General features: G+C 37.9%; 18 protein-coding genes and 1 pseudogene. 7 read left to right on the top strand and 12 right to left on the bottom strand.

The features are described from left to right. Window positions 1-24 precede the first annotated feature (24 nt). Complete coding sequence (locus IC619_RS06020) at window positions 25-627, bottom strand: helix-hairpin-helix domain-containing protein (protein WP_191138998.1); 603 nt, start codon at window positions 625-627, stop codon at window positions 25-27. A gap of 133 nt (window positions 628-760) precedes the next feature. Here IC619_RS06020 and comER point away from each other — a divergent pair, with 133 nt between their 5' ends. Together comER and IC619_RS06010 are read left to right on the top strand one after the other, a co-directional pair. Next, window positions 761-1,588: a late competence protein ComER gene (comER, locus tag IC619_RS06015; RefSeq protein ID WP_191138999.1), complete on the top strand. Its 828-nt coding sequence runs from the start codon at window positions 761-763 to the stop codon at window positions 1,586-1,588. Between the two features lie 190 nt (window positions 1,589-1,778). Next, on the top strand, window positions 1,779-2,612 hold the full coding sequence (locus IC619_RS06010) for a DUF1259 domain-containing protein (RefSeq protein WP_191139000.1): 834 nt from the start codon (window positions 1,779-1,781) through the stop codon (window positions 2,610-2,612). 35 nt (window positions 2,613-2,647) lie between these two features. Here the strand turns inward: IC619_RS06010 and IC619_RS06005 are convergent, their stop codons facing one another. Together IC619_RS06005 and IC619_RS06000 are read right to left on the bottom strand one after the other, a co-directional pair. Continuing rightward, the gene (locus IC619_RS06005) at window positions 2,648-3,244 is read right to left on the bottom strand and encodes a DedA family protein (protein WP_191139001.1); all 597 of its coding nucleotides are present in this window, start codon (window positions 3,242-3,244) and stop codon (window positions 2,648-2,650) included. 38 nt (window positions 3,245-3,282) lie between these two features. Continuing rightward, window positions 3,283-4,374, bottom strand: coding sequence for a M24 family metallopeptidase (locus IC619_RS06000; RefSeq protein ID WP_191139002.1), 1,092 nt, complete (start codon window positions 4,372-4,374; stop codon window positions 3,283-3,285). A 201-nt stretch (window positions 4,375-4,575) separates the two neighbouring features. Here IC619_RS06000 and IC619_RS05995 point away from each other — a divergent pair, with 201 nt between their 5' ends. Beyond that, the gene (locus tag IC619_RS05995) at window positions 4,576-4,800 is read left to right on the top strand and encodes a hypothetical protein (protein WP_191139003.1); all 225 of its coding nucleotides are present in this window, start codon (window positions 4,576-4,578) and stop codon (window positions 4,798-4,800) included. Window positions 4,801-4,817: 17 nt separating this feature from the next. Here the strand turns inward: IC619_RS05995 and IC619_RS05990 are convergent, their stop codons facing one another. Then, complete coding sequence (locus IC619_RS05990; RefSeq protein ID WP_191139004.1) at window positions 4,818-6,578, bottom strand: ABC transporter ATP-binding protein; 1,761 nt, start codon at window positions 6,576-6,578, stop codon at window positions 4,818-4,820. A gap of 596 nt (window positions 6,579-7,174) precedes the next feature. Here IC619_RS05990 and IC619_RS05985 point away from each other — a divergent pair. Beyond that, window positions 7,175-7,342 carry a hypothetical protein gene (locus IC619_RS05985; protein WP_191139005.1) on the top strand — a complete coding sequence of 56 codons (168 nt, stop codon included), beginning with the start codon at window positions 7,175-7,177 and terminating at the stop codon, window positions 7,340-7,342. Window positions 7,343-7,456: 114 nt separating this feature from the next. Here the strand turns inward: IC619_RS05985 and IC619_RS05980 are convergent, their stop codons facing one another. Then, entirely contained in the window at window positions 7,457-7,738 is a 282-nt protein-coding gene (locus tag IC619_RS05980; RefSeq protein ID WP_430624094.1) for a sigma-70 family RNA polymerase sigma factor, read from the bottom strand. Window positions 7,739-7,776: 38 nt separating this feature from the next. Between IC619_RS05980 and IC619_RS05975 the strand changes: the two genes are divergently transcribed. Both IC619_RS05975 and IC619_RS05970 read left to right on the top strand, forming a co-directional pair. Beyond that, window positions 7,777-8,247 (top strand): GNAT family N-acetyltransferase, encoded by a 471-nt coding sequence (locus IC619_RS05975; RefSeq protein WP_191139006.1) that lies wholly within the window; start codon window positions 7,777-7,779, stop codon window positions 8,245-8,247. Then, window positions 8,241-9,740: a recombinase family protein gene (locus tag IC619_RS05970; RefSeq protein WP_191139007.1), complete on the top strand. Its 1,500-nt coding sequence runs from the start codon at window positions 8,241-8,243 to the stop codon at window positions 9,738-9,740. Before IC619_RS05975 ends, IC619_RS05970 begins: the two co-directional genes overlap by 7 nt. Before the next feature lie 38 nt (window positions 9,741-9,778). On the opposite strand, the gene IC619_RS05965 is transcribed toward IC619_RS05970, so the two are convergent. From IC619_RS05965 to IC619_RS05945, 5 genes and pseudogenes are all read right to left on the bottom strand, one after another. Continuing rightward, the gene (locus IC619_RS05965; RefSeq protein ID WP_191139008.1) at window positions 9,779-10,246 is read right to left on the bottom strand and encodes a DUF6376 family protein; all 468 of its coding nucleotides are present in this window, start codon (window positions 10,244-10,246) and stop codon (window positions 9,779-9,781) included. A 73-nt stretch (window positions 10,247-10,319) separates the two neighbouring features. After that, window positions 10,320-10,418: pseudogene (locus tag IC619_RS05960) on the bottom strand (flagellar biosynthesis protein FliA); the annotation flags it as partial. Window positions 10,419-10,455: 37 nt separating this feature from the next. Continuing rightward, a complete protein-coding gene (locus tag IC619_RS05955; RefSeq protein ID WP_191139009.1) occupies window positions 10,456-11,952 on the bottom strand; it encodes a recombinase family protein in 1,497 nt (498 codons plus the stop codon). Beyond that, window positions 11,897-12,049: a hypothetical protein gene (locus IC619_RS05950; protein ID WP_191139010.1), complete on the bottom strand. Its 153-nt coding sequence runs from the start codon at window positions 12,047-12,049 to the stop codon at window positions 11,897-11,899. The genes IC619_RS05955 and IC619_RS05950 overlap by 56 nt, the downstream gene beginning before the upstream one ends. A gap of 74 nt (window positions 12,050-12,123) precedes the next feature. Next, window positions 12,124-12,342, bottom strand: a complete 219-nt coding sequence (locus IC619_RS05945; protein WP_191139011.1) for a helix-turn-helix domain-containing protein — start codon at window positions 12,340-12,342, stop codon at window positions 12,124-12,126. 156 nt (window positions 12,343-12,498) lie between these two features. Between IC619_RS05945 and IC619_RS05940 the strand changes: the two genes are divergently transcribed. Then, window positions 12,499-12,936 (top strand): helix-turn-helix domain-containing protein, encoded by a 438-nt coding sequence (locus IC619_RS05940; RefSeq protein WP_191139012.1) that lies wholly within the window; start codon window positions 12,499-12,501, stop codon window positions 12,934-12,936. A gap of 56 nt (window positions 12,937-12,992) precedes the next feature. Here IC619_RS05940 and IC619_RS05935 read toward each other — a convergent pair whose 3' ends face one another. Then, a complete protein-coding gene (locus tag IC619_RS05935) occupies window positions 12,993-14,378 on the bottom strand; it encodes an amidase domain-containing protein (protein WP_191139013.1) in 1,386 nt (461 codons plus the stop codon). 238 nt (window positions 14,379-14,616) lie between these two features. Beyond that, window positions 14,617-15,447 (bottom strand): aldo/keto reductase, encoded by an 831-nt coding sequence (locus tag IC619_RS05930; RefSeq protein ID WP_191139014.1) that lies wholly within the window; start codon window positions 15,445-15,447, stop codon window positions 14,617-14,619. Window positions 15,448-15,484: the final 37 nt, after the last annotated feature.

Raw genomic sequence — 15,484 nt, 5'->3', positions numbered from 1 at the left:
CTGGCTAATCGGTATTGCTAGATTTCACTTAACAGATACTTCGTCTTTAAATTGTTTAAAAGTTTTCTCCCCAATCCCACTCACTTTCATCACCTCTTCAATCGTGGTAAAGGAACCATTTTCATCTCGGTATTGGATAATAGCTTCAGCCTTAGCTTGTCCGATCCCGGTAAGCTGCTCCAGTTCCGCTATTGTAGCTCGGTTTAAGTTCACTGTGGTGTTTGCTTTGTCTGGAAGGACTAAAATCGACACTTCTTCCCCCATCTGAGGAACATAAACGACTTCGCCGTCTTGCAATCGTGCAGCTAAATTGATTTGATTACTATCCGCTTTTTCCGTTAGTTGCCCAGCTTGTTCGATCGCATCTGATACCCTAGCACCTTGCTCGAGTTCGACTAAACCCGGTTCTTGTACAGCGCCTTTCACATCAATGACGATCGTATTCGATTCCTCCTCTTTCTGCTGATTCACTTCCTCCTCATCTTGTTCAGAATAGGTTTGCCATGATTGATTTGAAGGTGGATCGCTTTGTGTTGGATACCATAGCACAATGCCAAGTGCAACCCCCAGAATAATAATGATACTTACGAGCACCTTTTCACGTGTACTCCACATCATTTCAAACATCTCGCGCTCTCTCCTTCAAAATGATTTATCATGACCTTTCTTTCTAGTCTGTCCATTCAAAAAAGGACCACATAATCATATTTTTCATACATAAGATTACATATATACCTTTCCAGCTAGAGGAGAATGCATAATGAAAGCAGGGTTTATTGGAACTGGAAACATGGGAAGCATATTGGTCGAAGCTTTCCTTACAGCTGAAACATTTAACCCCTCTGATATCACGGTTAGTAATCGTACAGAAGAGAAAGCAAATCGTCTCGCCAAAGCGTTTCCTGGTTTAAAGATTGCCCAACAAAATCAAGAACTCGTTGAAAATGTGGATATCATCTTTATTTGTGTAAAACCACACCAGTTTAAGGATTTGTTTTCAGAAATTAACTCCTTTATCAAGCCAGAACAAATACTGATTTCCATCACTAGTCCCATCCAAATAAAAGATTTAGAGTCTTGGGTTTCTTGTAAAATTGCTAAAGTGATTCCAAGTATTACAAATCAAGTCTTGGCTGGTAACACATTGTACACCCTCAATGATGCTTTTTCTACACAAGAGCGTACGCAATTTATAGAGATGCTTGAATCCATTAGCCAACCGATCGAAATCGAAGAAAACCAAGCACGTATATGCTCAGATCTTTCTAGCTGTGGACCCGCATTTCTTGCAAAAATCATAGAACAAATGATTACAGTTGCTTCTGAAAAAAGAGAGGTCTCCAAAGACGTTGCCACACAAATCACGACACAAATGTTATATGGTCTTTCTGAATTACTTTTACTTGGTGATTATGATTTAGAAACAGTCCAACAATGCGTGGCTGTTCCCGGTGGGGTAACAGAAGAAGGGCTAAATATGTTAGAAGATGAGCTCATGCCTATTTTTGAAAAATTATTTGATAAAACACATGAAAAGCACGAATCAGATCTTATTCAGTTAAAAGATTTTCAATCACAAAAAGCTTAGTGTCCATTAATTCCATTTTAAATAATCAGATAAAATTAGGCAAGATGGTACATTCAATAAGCTCAAAAATCCATATATTTTTGGGCTTATTCACAATTTCGGCAGAAGTGACGATCTTATACACACTTTATTCGAATACGGACATAGTATAGAAAGGAGTATTTGCTTTTCACATGAAGGAGCGTGAAAAATGAATATCACACCTCAGCTTTGTTTAAGATTAAGTCGTATCATTAACGGCAATGTAAGTAGCTTTGGAGATACAAAGAATAATTGCTTAATTACTAATCTACGGCAGTTTCAGGTCAACGTATTAGGACGCAATTCAACAGACCCCATAAATAACGCTTTTTGGATAGCTCGCACCTCTATTCCTGATAAAACCTTAAATCTAGGTTTCCTCGCTTTACTCGAAACAGAAGTAACGCCTCTAGTAAATACACTCACACAGTTAGGATTTACCATAACTGACATTTCGCAATACAGTACATTTACAACGCCTCGGATCATAGATGTCTTCTTTCAATCTATTGAAAGCCCAATTCGATTTGCACAAAAAGCCCGTATATTAAGCGATTTAACGAACTCTCTTCCTCAATCGCAATCTCAAACTCCAACGAACCCCGCATTACAAAAACTATGTACAACTTTCCAAAACATCATTGGCATTGGTGGAAATGCAGAGTTTTTTAATACTTCTTGCGATGTACTTCAATCGAGGAATTTAAAAGTTAAAGTAAACGGAATCCCCACTACAATTGGAAGTATTGGACTTTTAAACTTTTCCTTTCAATCCCTAGATCCCCAAGGGAACGCCCTATGTATCGGCTCAGTTGGTCTTTTAAGAAAAGAAGTAAAGCCTTACTTACAGACTTTACGTAAACAAACCAGCGTTGTCTACTCTGTATTAATCAGTCGTTGGTTTACAAATCCAGAGGTATTGCTCTTACGGTATATCACGATCGCCAATCCAATCACCTTTGCCATTCAAACGAGGGAAGTTTTACAGGTGTTAAAGCTTTAAACTAATAAAAATAAGCCGGTCCACAATACCGGCTTTTATTCATCCTTATACATTTGATCGCGCTGTTTTTTTTCTCTTTTGTTTACCCACCAAGCAATGACTACAATTCCGATTACACCAACTATGACATAGCCGAATTTCTCCGAGATATCTAAAAAGCGTTGTACCGTATCCAGCGTCCCAAGACTGCCAATGAATAGCAGTAGCAAGTTCCAAGGAAGCACGCCAATAAAGGAAAACAAAATAAAATGCCACAATTTCACTTTACTTATGCCGGATAAATATGAGATATAATTTCCGAAACCAGTAGGTCGTGACAATGCGATACTCCATTCCCCGTATTTCCTAAATTTTTCTTGTGCTTTCTCTACTTTTTCTGAATCTAACCAACGCTTTGTAAAACCTTCTAGTCGATAGCCAATCAGATAGGGAATCAAACTAAATGAAACATAGACAAAACTATTTAAGACCGCGATGATCATAATTTTAAATGGGCTCGCTGGGATGAGATACCCGTATATTAAAATAAAAACGGCTCCTGGAAAAGGCAAAGAAGAAGCCTCAATCGCAGTTGCTGTAAATAAACCCCACAACCCAATTTTTTCCAATAAATCTAAAGCAAACTGCAGCATATCTCCACTCCCTGCCACTTTTCGTATCCGGCTTTATATCACACAATTCGTAGTTCTTTTGGAAAACGAGTTAATAACTCATACCCATTGTCTGTAATGAATACGTCGTCTTCTATTCGAACGCCACCCACTTCTGGCACATAAACTCCCGGTTCAATCGTAAACACCATCCCCGGCTTTAAAATCCCCTCACTTTTCTCATGAAGTGATGGAAATTCATGTACATCAATCCCTAGTCCATGACCTAATCGATGTGTAAAGAAAGAGCCATAGCCTGCATCTGCAATAACCGCGCGTGCTGTACGATCGAGAGCTGACATCGGCTTATCTTTAACACATTGTATAAGCGCTTGTTGTTGGGCCTCAAGAACAATATTGTAAATTTCCCTTTGTTTCTCTGTTATAGAATTAAAAACAACAGTTCGTGTGATATCTGAGCAGTATCCATCTAAAACAACACCTAGATCAAACAAAACAAGGTCGCCCTTACGCAAGCGTCTCTCACCTGGTATTCCATGTGGCTGAGCCGTCTTTTCACCAAATAAAACCAAGGTTGAAAATGACATTTGTCGTATTCCTTGTTTTTTTAGTTCATATTCAATTTCAGCAATCACTTCTAGCTCAGTTTTTCCCTCTTGTAGAGCCCCTATTCCAATCTCGACGCCACGGTCTGCCATGGTTGCCGCACGGCGTAAGATGGTAATCTCCGCCTCATCCTTGATTAAGCGAGCTTGATTCAGTATAGACTCGACAGATACAAATTGCGCTTTCGGTATCACTTGCAAGAAAGCTTCTACTCTGGCATAGGGAATTGTATCTTTTTCAATGGCTAAAGATTGTTGTTCACTCAACTTTCTCACTTGAAAAGCGGTAGCAATTTTGTCCCAAGGATTTTCATGATCCTCATAACCAATGATTTCAGCTTCCCATCCACTTTGCTTAACATGACTCACTTCCATTTTGGGACAAACAAGAAAGGGGGCATCTTCAGGAAAAACAAAAACTCCCATCAGACGTTCGTGTGGTTCACAATAAAAACCTGTGAGATAAAATACATTCTCTGTAGAATGGATAAATGCAAGGTCATGTTGTTCTGTTTTTAACCATTGTTGTAATTGATTTAGTCTCATCTATTTCGCTCCTTTGTTATCTCACATTACGCACCAAACATACGATTCATGGATTGGTAGATGGGGCACGCCTATTTCTGGCTCAGTTTATGATATTAACTTTCAAAAAAATCTGGTTTCAACAGTATATATTAAGGGTATTACATACTTATTGTACCTTTTAGCATATATTGAGGGTATAAAATGAAAGGAGAGTTACTTATGAAAAAATGGCATGTAAAAGGCTATCTATGCGAAAGATGCCACGAGAAACCGGCCAAATATGAATCACGGTCATCTTTAAATCGTCGTAAAAATATTTTAGTATGTCTACCTTGTCTACAAGCAATGAGTCAAAAACAAACATCTTCATCTATCTCAGAAACCCCTCATATGGGTTGGCTTCAAGATTCATCTGAACATCACACGAATCCGAAAGAAACTTAATTTAAAGTGCAAAGGCTTTATTTTTGCGCTATAGGAGTCCCTAACTCCATTTTTAATTGTTGATCCACCAACTGTTGATAAAGCTGATGCTGTGCTAGTAGTGATTGGTGATTTCCTATACCCGTAATACGTCCTTTTTCCATTACTACAATTTGATCTGCATCAATCACAGTAGACAAGCGATGGGCAATCACTAGTGTCGTCCTCCCTATCATGAGATTAGATAATGCCTCTTGGACTTTTTTCTCTGATGTGGAGTCAAGCGCTGAAGTGGCTTCATCTAGCATTAAAATTTGCGGATTGTGGAGGATCGCTCGTGCAATTGCAATACGCTGTCTTTGACCGCCAGAAAGCATCATCCCACGCTCTCCTGTCTCAGTTTCATAACCCTCTGGTAAATCTGCTACAAATTCATCCACATATGCCAGTTGGGCTGCCCGCTGTACTTCATCGTCACTTACCTCTCTTGGCATAGCATAACATATATTTTCCCTTATCGTACCCGCTAGTAATGGGCTTTCTTGCGAGACATAACTAATATGTGAACGCCACGAGGAGAGTGCATATGACGAAATCTCATCTTTTCCATATTTAATCATACCAGATGTAGGCGCATAAAAGCGTTCTAATAGAGAAAACAAAGTCGTCTTCCCACTGCCACTTGGCCCTACAATTGCTGTCACTTTTCCAGGTTTGATTTCAAAACTGACATCATCTAAAACAGGTTCCCCCTTTGTATAGGAAAAATGGACATGCTCAAAGGAGATGGATTTTGAAGTCGTAAAAGCAGTCCGTTCTGATGTGTGATCTTCTTCTTCATGAGATAGCACTTGTAAGATCCGTTCTGTTGCACCTAAAGATTTCTGTAAGCTTGTGAAAAACTGTGTTAATTGTGTTAGCGGTAATATAATTTGGAAAATATAGAGGATAAATGCAACCAGGTCTCCAGCTGTTAAATACCCTACCGAAACACGATAACCACCATATCCAATAATGACGACCAACATAAACATGACTAAAAATGACATAAATGGTTGTAAAATTGCTACCAAGCGCGCTTCCTTTAATCCGACCTCAAACAGATGTTGTATGCCACGTCCTCCATTTCGCTTCTCAACAGGTTCTGCAACATATGCTTTCACTAAGCGCATTTCAGATACTGCTTGAGTAATTGAACTCGTAAATTTAGCCGTTTCGTTTTGTAGATTCTTTGATATTTGATACATCTTACGGCCAATTGGACGCATGATCAAAAAGATAACCGGTACTGATGTAAGCATTACTAACGTCATTTGCCAGTCTAAGTAAAACAGAATGGAAATAGCGCCTACTAATGAAATCAGTCCCGAGAAAACAGATACGACATGATTGGTTATCAACTCTCTTATAACTGCTGTATCATTGCTAACTCGACTAATCGTTTCACCTGTTCGGTGACGATCGAAGTACGAAACAGGTAGATGTAAAATTTTTTCCCATAAGCGTTTTCTTAATGAGGCTACCATTTTACCACCGGCAAATGCTAGAAAATAGGTAGAAAATGCACCTGCAACTGCATCTATTAAAAATGCACACATGACGAATAAAACGGGAACCCAGCTAAAGGATTGCTCCGTCAACACATCCACGATGTTTTTTGTAAACCAAGGCACAAATAGGCTCGCTACTGTTGAAATCAGACTTAAGCTCACAATAAAAACGTACATGTACCACGGAATACTTTTTATATCAATTATTTTAAGCAAACTTTTAACCGATACGGTTGATGACTCCTTCATATCACTTTTGTACCTCCTTCTAATGCAGTTTGATTATACCACTGAATAAGCTTGGACTGAGTAGTTTCTTAAAATAACGAAGTAAATGTATACGATCGCTACTTTTCATTATACTGATATCGTATAATACACTTGCTACTGACAGAACATGTTTGTTTCAATACCAAACAAATTGTCTATTCCTCTTCCTTATAGCAACTCGAAGACACATAAGGATAAGATGAAAACCATCGGCATATTAGGAGGGATGAGCTGGTGATCTAACCACTTCTATTACCGTTTATTCGATGAAAAGATTGGTGCAAAATTTCTAAAAAAAAGGTAATTCACTAACACTGAAGTAGCTAGATCGATCCAAGTGACGGGCACAAATAGTATCCTCCTTGCAACCAATACCATGCATTTCATTTACCGTTCCATTGTGGAATCAGTTCATATTCCATTTCTACACATCATTGATGCTACTGCGGTATGAGAAAAGCTTTGCTTTTAGCAACCCCATTTACGATGGAATAATCTCTTTATCTATAGGATATGAACGAATATTTTCGAACTCGTCTGTATCCACAAAAGTAGCGCAAGAACGTACCCATCACATGATTTATCATGAGTTCTGTAAACAAATTGTAACCGTACAATCGAAACAAGCTTATGTATATGCCATTCAAAATTATGATTTTCAATTTGATGGACTTATCCTTGGAGGTACCGAAATTGGACTTTTTTCACCTGAAAATCAGGTGTATGATATACCTGTATACTGACTATGCCGTTTCTTGGGCACTTCGGTTCCAAGGCTGATATCAGGGAATCAGGTGGAGGCTAAAGCCCCAATTATGGAAGTGGAGGGATCAAAAAGAAGGAGGCATTTGCCTCCTTCATTCCCCTACACGATAAAACTCATGGAACAATTTGATTAAGGCTCGCTTCTCAATCCTTGATACATAAGAACGTGAAATTCCAAGTTCTTTGGCGATTTCACGTTGCGTTTTTTCTTTACCCCCATTTAAGCCAAAACGGCAACGTACCACTTCTTGTTCTCTTTTGTCTAATATGTGTATATGATTGTATATTTTTTTCTTTTCGATCTTCATTTCCACTAAATTCATTACTTCATCGCGTTCTGTTCCCAATACATCAATTAAGGTGATCTCATACACATCATGATCTTATCTGTATGCTATAAGGAGAGCTATATATGAACCATCCCATTACCCTACTTAATCATCAAAATAGAGCAGTGGCACAACAAATACGAGATGTTCAAATCGTTTCTTATCGCGTAGAAGCGAAATGGATTCAATTTGATCATATTCCCTATTTAAAAGAATCGATTAATCATATCCAGAACTGCTCGGAAGTATTTATTGGATGTATGAAAGAAAGTACATTAGCTGGCGTCTTATCATTCGAAATACAAAATCACATCCTCTGCATCCATCGTTTAGTTGTACACCCTACTTACTTTCGTAAAGGTATTGGACAATCACTACTCGCGTATGTATGTGAACAAGAGGCTCTCCATTATGAGGTCCAGACAGGAACACGTAATACCCCTGCTATACGGTTATATCAATCAATGGGCTTTCACATTACAGGTGAAAAAACCGTAGCAAAAGATTTAAAAATGAGCCTTTTGAGAAGGGAAGGAGGAAAAAACATGTGTTAAAAGTTTGTATTTACTTGCGAAAATCACGTGCTGATATAGAAGCAGAAGCTCGCGGAGAAGGAGAAACATTAGCTAAACATAAAAAAGCATTATTACAGTTAGCAAAAACACGTAATGATCAAGTAGTATGCATACGTCAAGAAATTGCATCAGGAGAACATTTGATTCATCGACCTGAGATGTTAAAGTTATTGGAGGAAGTAGAGGCCAATCTTTATGATGCTGTATTGGTCATGGACTTAGACCGCCTAGGTCGCGGTAATATGCGCGAGCAAGGCCTCATCTTAGAGACCTTTAAACAATCTCAAACTTATATTATAACACCCCGTAAAGTATATGATTTAGGGGATGAATTTGACGAAGAGTATAGTGAATTTGAGGCATTTATGGCCCGTAAAGAGCTAAAAGTGATTACGAGACGTTTACAAAGTGGTCGAATTCGCTCTGTTGAAGAAGGTAACTATATTGGAACAAGACCACCATACGGTTATCTAATCAAACAAGATCAACATGGACGATACCTCATTCCTCATCCAGAACAATCACATGTTGTTAAAATGATCTTTGATTGGTACACGCATCCTGATCCAACTAGAAGCTGGGGGTCTACTCGTATCGCACAACGCTTAAATGAAAGAGGGTTTCAAACCTATTATAAGAGGAAATGGTCTGGTAACCATGTATTAAATATTTTAAAAAATGCCGTGTATGCAGGTCGTATTCAGTGGAAGGTTCAGAAAAATCAAGCGTCGAAATCTGAAATTAATGTACAAGGTAAGCATGAACCTCTTATCTCGATGAAACAATACCAAGATGCACAAGCGCGACTACAAAACCGATCCCATTCACCTGTAAAAACGAAGCAAGAAGTAAGAAACCCACTAGCCGGAATTATAAAATGCGCTTACTGTTTTTCTACCATGGTATACCGCCCCTATACAAAACAAAAACCACACTTAATTTGCCCGACTACAAGTTGTCCAAACAGAAGTAGTCGATTTGAAGTAGTTGAACAAAAGTTGCTTCTTTTTATTCATAAGCGTTTCCAGACCCATCCCATTACATGGCAAGACATTCCGCTATCAGAAGAAGACTTAATGAGTCACACATGGGAAGAGCGTGGTATTAAACAATTACATCGCAGGCTAGCTCAATTAAACGTCCAAAAAAATAATCTACATGAATTGCTTGAAACGGGTATTTATCAACTAGAAACCTATCGGATGCGAAAGCAACTACTTCTAAACGAAATAAAAGAGATCAAACAAAATCTTAAAGCATTGCAAAAGTGCGATCAGCAAGTAGCAGCTACTTCTAAGCAGGTTGACATTCCACTTTCGATGGTATCCAATCCATATGATCTATATATTGCATTACAGAGCCCCAAACACAAAAATAATTTACTCAAAATATTAATAAAAAAATGCACTTATAGTAAAGAAAAACAGCTCCGCGGGGAAGCATTCACTTTAATGATTTACCCTCATTTGTAATGTTAAAAGCCAATATCCTCAGATATTGGCTTCCCTTCCTACTGATTAAAAGATTCTATGTCTTGATACAATCGATTAATTTCATTGATATTCTTAAAGAAGTCATTGTTTTGTAATTGTTCCATATCTAGATTACCATCCTTTACATTTTGTAAGTAAAGGTTTGCATTCTCTTCTAAGCTCTGATTAAATCCTAATATTTCTTGATGTAAGCCAGTAACGGCTTCAGGCGGAGTTAGTTGATTAAAGGTACTAATCTGTGTTTGAAGTTCTGTTAGTTTCGCCTCTAATTCTTTACGTGCGTTTTCATCTTGTAAAGCTTGTTCAATTAATCCAGGAGCTTCATTTGAAAAGTCAGACATAAAGCTAACATAATTACTTGCCTTATCAAAATAATCTACCGCATTGGTCACATTGTCTACTGTGTTTGATACTTCTTGAACTGCCTCACAACCTACCAATCCCAGGCTGGCACTTACAAACAAGAGCAAAATCATTTTTCTCATGTTTTATCTCTCCCACATTTTCTTTCTATTTTAACCCATTTAGAGAAAAATACCTATATGATCAACATATGTATTCATTCCCCTCTTTATCCGTTCCGATCGGATCATGCAGTGATACATCTTTTCGTGCTTTTTTTAACGAGCGTAGATGCATTAAGATTTCCAAATTAATGTCAGAAGTCTGGTTGTTCGATCGCTATTCCCCGTATTCAAAACAGGTGTAGTGTTATCTTCTCTTTACTAACCATAATTTCACAAATCACTTTTCTTATAAGCTCCCGCTTATCTATATCTGACAATAAGTCAATCTTATTTTCATCAAAATATTTCATTAATAATTTTTGAAGTTGCACGTTTTGATATGGCTTAACTTCCATCTTCATTTTTGTCAACTGTTTAGACAACTGTTTCTCTTTACTCGTAAGCTTCGTATATATCTCTCTAAAATTTTCATCCGCTAATTGACTGTTTTTTGCATAGAGGAGCAACATTCTTTTCTTCCCTTTTTTTATCTTTTGTAATTCATGATTAATCTGGTCATATTCAACCTGATCTTCACTACATCGATTTAATTTTTGAAATAACCGATCAGAAAAAGTGAGGTCGCAGGGGTTCTTTAACCATTCTTTCAGCTGATTCCACACCATTTGATCTAATTCCTCACATTTTATATGCATGCCACATCCCTTCCGGCTTGCACCTGCTGTGTTTTTTCGATCACTGTATACATAAACAACTTTTCCCCAGTGTTTATTTTTCCTTCCCGTTAAGGTATTCCCACAGTGCATACATCTTAATAGACCACTTAGTAAATAGAAATGCTTGCTTTTTTGGGCAAAGCGCCGTCTAGATGTTGCTAGTAAAGATTGTACTTGTTCAAATGTGTTTTGATCAATAATAGCTGGACAAGAAAGGAGTTGCCACTCCGATTGTGGTCGCTTTGTAATGGATACTTTTTCATCGGTATCTCGATAAGCATTTCCCATCATTCCTTCACTGTTCCATCGATTTTGATAAAACTCACCGATATAAGTACGATTCATTAATATCTGCCTCACAACCTGTCGATGCCATACTGATGCACCTCTTTTTGTAGGAATCGCTTTTTCTGTTAAATATTTTGCAATTCCGTTAATTCCTTCATTTCGAGTTCGCGGGCGCAAAAACCGTTCAAATATCAGCTTAACGACTTGTGCTTCGGCGTGATTAATGACAAGCTGAGCCTGTTCTTTGTCATAATCATAACCAAATATTCTAAAATCTCTTAACACCTTACCTTGCCTCGCCTTCGCTAATCGTCCACGCTTCATTCGTTCCGTAATTTTTGCTTTTTCAAACTCAGATATTGCACCCCGCATACTATAAAATAAATTACCTTCTGGGGTCTTCGCATAATCTCCATTTACGAAAGTCCATGTAACTCCCTGTTTTTCAAATTCATCTGCCAGAATAAGTTGATTCATCAATTTACGTGATAAGCGGTCTGGATCAAGACAAACCACCTGTCTGATTTTTTTTCTTTGAATATCTTTTCGCAAACGTGTTAAGGCTGGACGATCTAAAAATTCTCCTGATTGCCCCTCATCCATATAAATATGTGTCTCGTTTGCACCGGCTTTTAGTTGACAAGCCCTAATTTGATCTTGTAAACTAAACCCTTTCTTGACTTGTTCTTCCGTACTCACTCTTACATAAATCCCGATCATCTGTAAAACATTCCTCCTTCATTTTTTCAAGTAAATATAAATAACAATAAACACGAAGTTGATCAGCTTGATCTCCTTCCAATAACTCAATTTCCATTTATATCCCCTCCTATGGAGAAGATATGTACCCAACAGATGTCCTAGTCGTTTACTCCGTTACACGCTTGGTGCTCACTTAACTTCCTCTTTTTCTATAAAAAGAGCAACAACCTCTTTTAAGCTCAAATCTAATTTATTAGCAATTATCGGAACTTGTTCGGCTTTTAGTTTCACCTCACCTTTTTCAATTCGTGCATAACCCCCTGCTGTCTTTAATCCCAATTCTCTTGCCATCTCTAAAAGTGTGATGCGCTTACTTTCTCTATAAGATTGCAATAGTTTCGTATTCACCTGTCCACTCCTAATGATTTACATTAATCTTGAGCATATCATATATAAGAGATAGATTATTGTCAATTTAAAACCTTATTAATATCAATATCTTTCACAAGCTTTTTATTGTATAATAATTTTGAGAAATCCTCAAAAAGGTCCGGTGAATTTAGCATGAATTTTCCTACACGCCTTCGTCAACTTCGTAAAGATAGAAAAGTAACGCAGCTTGAACTCGCCAAACAAGTAGGAGTAGATAACTCGACCATATCCAAATGGGAAACAGGCGTGTTCGAACCTGATGCTTCTAGTATTGTTAAATTAGCTTACTATTTTCAGGTATCTACTGATTTCTTACTTGGTCTCTATACCGAACCTCAGAGCATATTAATTCAAGAGGATCTAGAATTATATAAGACTTCCTTGATTGAGCAAGTGGATGCACTGATACAAGATCCGGTAATTATTGAGTCACAACTCGCTCACCAACAAGTTAAACAAGAATTATTTGATATTTTTCAAGCAATCGTAGTAAATAATCAACAACTATCCTCACATGCTTTAAAAATACTACTGGTTCATCTACACGCTGTAAAAAAGGAATTGTGCTAATTGCTTAAAGCAATAAAAGCCACTTGGATAAAATCCAAGTGGCTTTAAAATCCATCTTATCTTTGGTTAGCAGTACTCATATCCCATGCATATGCTTTGGTTTTAGAACTTACAAATAGCTGGCTAATCGGTCGATTCTTGTGATCACTTGTATGCTGAGTCACATAAATATTACCCCAACGATCCTTTTTCGTTACGATAACAGTGTGATCAATATCTCCATCACCGGTAAAGTCAAAGTTGACAACATCACCGATCTCTAAATTTTTCACTTTTTTAATTTCATCCGCACGTTGTTTAAAATGTTTGTAGAAGCTGTTTGCTAATCCCCACGCGTAAGCTGGCTTTGTATCATTGTAATACCACCAAAGTCCTGATTCACTGCGGTCTTCAATACCACCAGCTTTGATGGCTTGTGACACGAAGTTTGTACAGTCAGGCCAGCAATCGTAGCAACCACCGCTCACTTTGCTATAGTATGGATATTGTTCATTATTTCGCTTATCCCACCATGTTTTAGCATAATTAGCAGCTGCCTTACCATCATACTCTCCGTCAGTTGTACCCCCGTCAGTTGTACCTCCGTCAGTTGTACCTCCGTCAGTTGTACCCCCGTCAGTTGTACCCCCGTCAGTTGTACCTCCGTCAGTTGTACCTCCGTCAGTTGTACCCCCGTCAGTTGTACCTCCGTCAGTTGTACCCCCGTCAGTTGTATCTCCGTCAGTTGTACCTCCGTCAGTTGTACCCCCGTCAGTTGTACCTCCGTCAGTTGTACCTCCGTCAGTTGTACCTCCGTCAGTTGTACCTCCGTCAGTTGTACCTTTGTCATTCTCTAGTTCTGTACCAGCATCAATAGGTACCAAACCATCTAGTAATGCCTTCTCATCATCTGAAAGTACAATACCATTTTTAATTTTGTTATCGATTACTTTAATATAATCATTCTTAGATTTGTTTTCATAGATATCGATTTCTTCAGCCAGTTTCACAATCATCTTTTGTTCTTCTGAACTGTACTCGTTCAAATTTGACAAAGCGATTTGAACAGCTAAACGACTCTCTTTATTATTGACATCAAATCCATCTAGGTTTAACTTATTCTCAGTTGCTTCTTTTTTAATAATTTTTTCTACTTCTTTACTTACTTTTGGTTTTTCGCTTGTTTTAGGCACCTCATAATAGTCTACCTTTTTGCTTAATTCTGGATCTACTTCTCCCTTTTCACCATCTTGAGGCATACTTGCTGTCAAATCGGAAGTTGCTTCAGTAGGGATTTCATCGATCATTCCGTCCATGATATCCACCTGAACAGTATCTGCTGCTACTTCTTTTTTAGGTTTTGTTGTTGCATCAGAGGATCCTTCTGATGTCGCTCCTTGCCCACAACCAGCCACTAATACTACGCTAGCAATAACCAAAGACGCTAGTGACATTTTTTTCATCCAAATTCCCTCTTCCATAATTAATGTAAATCTCGCTATCCCCTGCAGAATTTCTCTGTTTGCCTGAAAAAACCTATTCATCTAGATTAATTCCAGCCCAACCACATAAGAACATATTATGGCAACATATGAAGCAATTCAATAGTGCATATGTACACTATAAACCTTAGTATACCAAGACATCCCTATTTAAGCACCCCCTTAAATAAGAAAACCACCAATGAGGTGGCATTCATTTTTATTCATAATAACGATTGGGGTTTGAACCATATCGTTTATCTTCGTTTAACGCATCAACTCGATCCATATCAGCTTGTTCGATTTCAAATGCGAAAATGTCAATATTCTCTTGAATTCTACTACTTTTTATGGATTTGGGGATCGTAGCCACACCATGTTGTAGATCCCAACGAAGTACAATTTGTGCAGGTGTCTTATGATATTTATGTGCCAAGTGTTGAATCAGAGGTACCTCAAATATATTCCCTCGCATGAGAGGACTCCATGCCTGTACTTGAATTTCTTGTTGTTTACAATACTGTAATAATTTTTTTTGTGTGAGATGAGGATGAAACTCGACCTGATTTACCATAGGTTTAACTTGACAGTTTTCCATGAGGAATTCCAAGTGTTCAATTTCAAAATTACTGACGCCAATTGCTTTTACATAACCTTGTTGATATAAATGTTCCATTGCCTTCCATGTTTCGATAACCGTGGCTTTTATAGGCCAATGAATCAGATAGAGATCAACATATTCAAGACCTAAATTTTTACGACTCAATTCAAATGCTTGAAGCGTGTTTTCATAACCTTGATCGGTATTCCACACCTTAGTCGTAATAAAGAGTTGCTCTCGCGAGATGTCTAATTCTCTCAGTGTCTGTCCTACACCTATCTCATTTTCATAAATCGTGGCCGTATCGATTAAGCGATAGCCACCATTTACTGCTATTTTAACAGCTGTTTCAACATCACCGCCAACATCTGCTTTCCATACCCCAAGACCTACTACTGGCATTTTTACCTGATTATATAAAGTTACTATTTTTGAGTCATCTCTGTTCATTTTATACAGCTCCAGTGGTTACGCAAGGTTCTAGTTA

This window comes from Polycladospora coralii, assembly GCF_014773435.2.
In the GTDB taxonomy this organism is placed as follows: Bacteria; Bacillota; Bacilli; order Thermoactinomycetales; family Thermoactinomycetaceae; genus Polycladospora; species Polycladospora coralii.
This window is presented reverse-complemented; position numbering and strand designations above follow the sequence as displayed.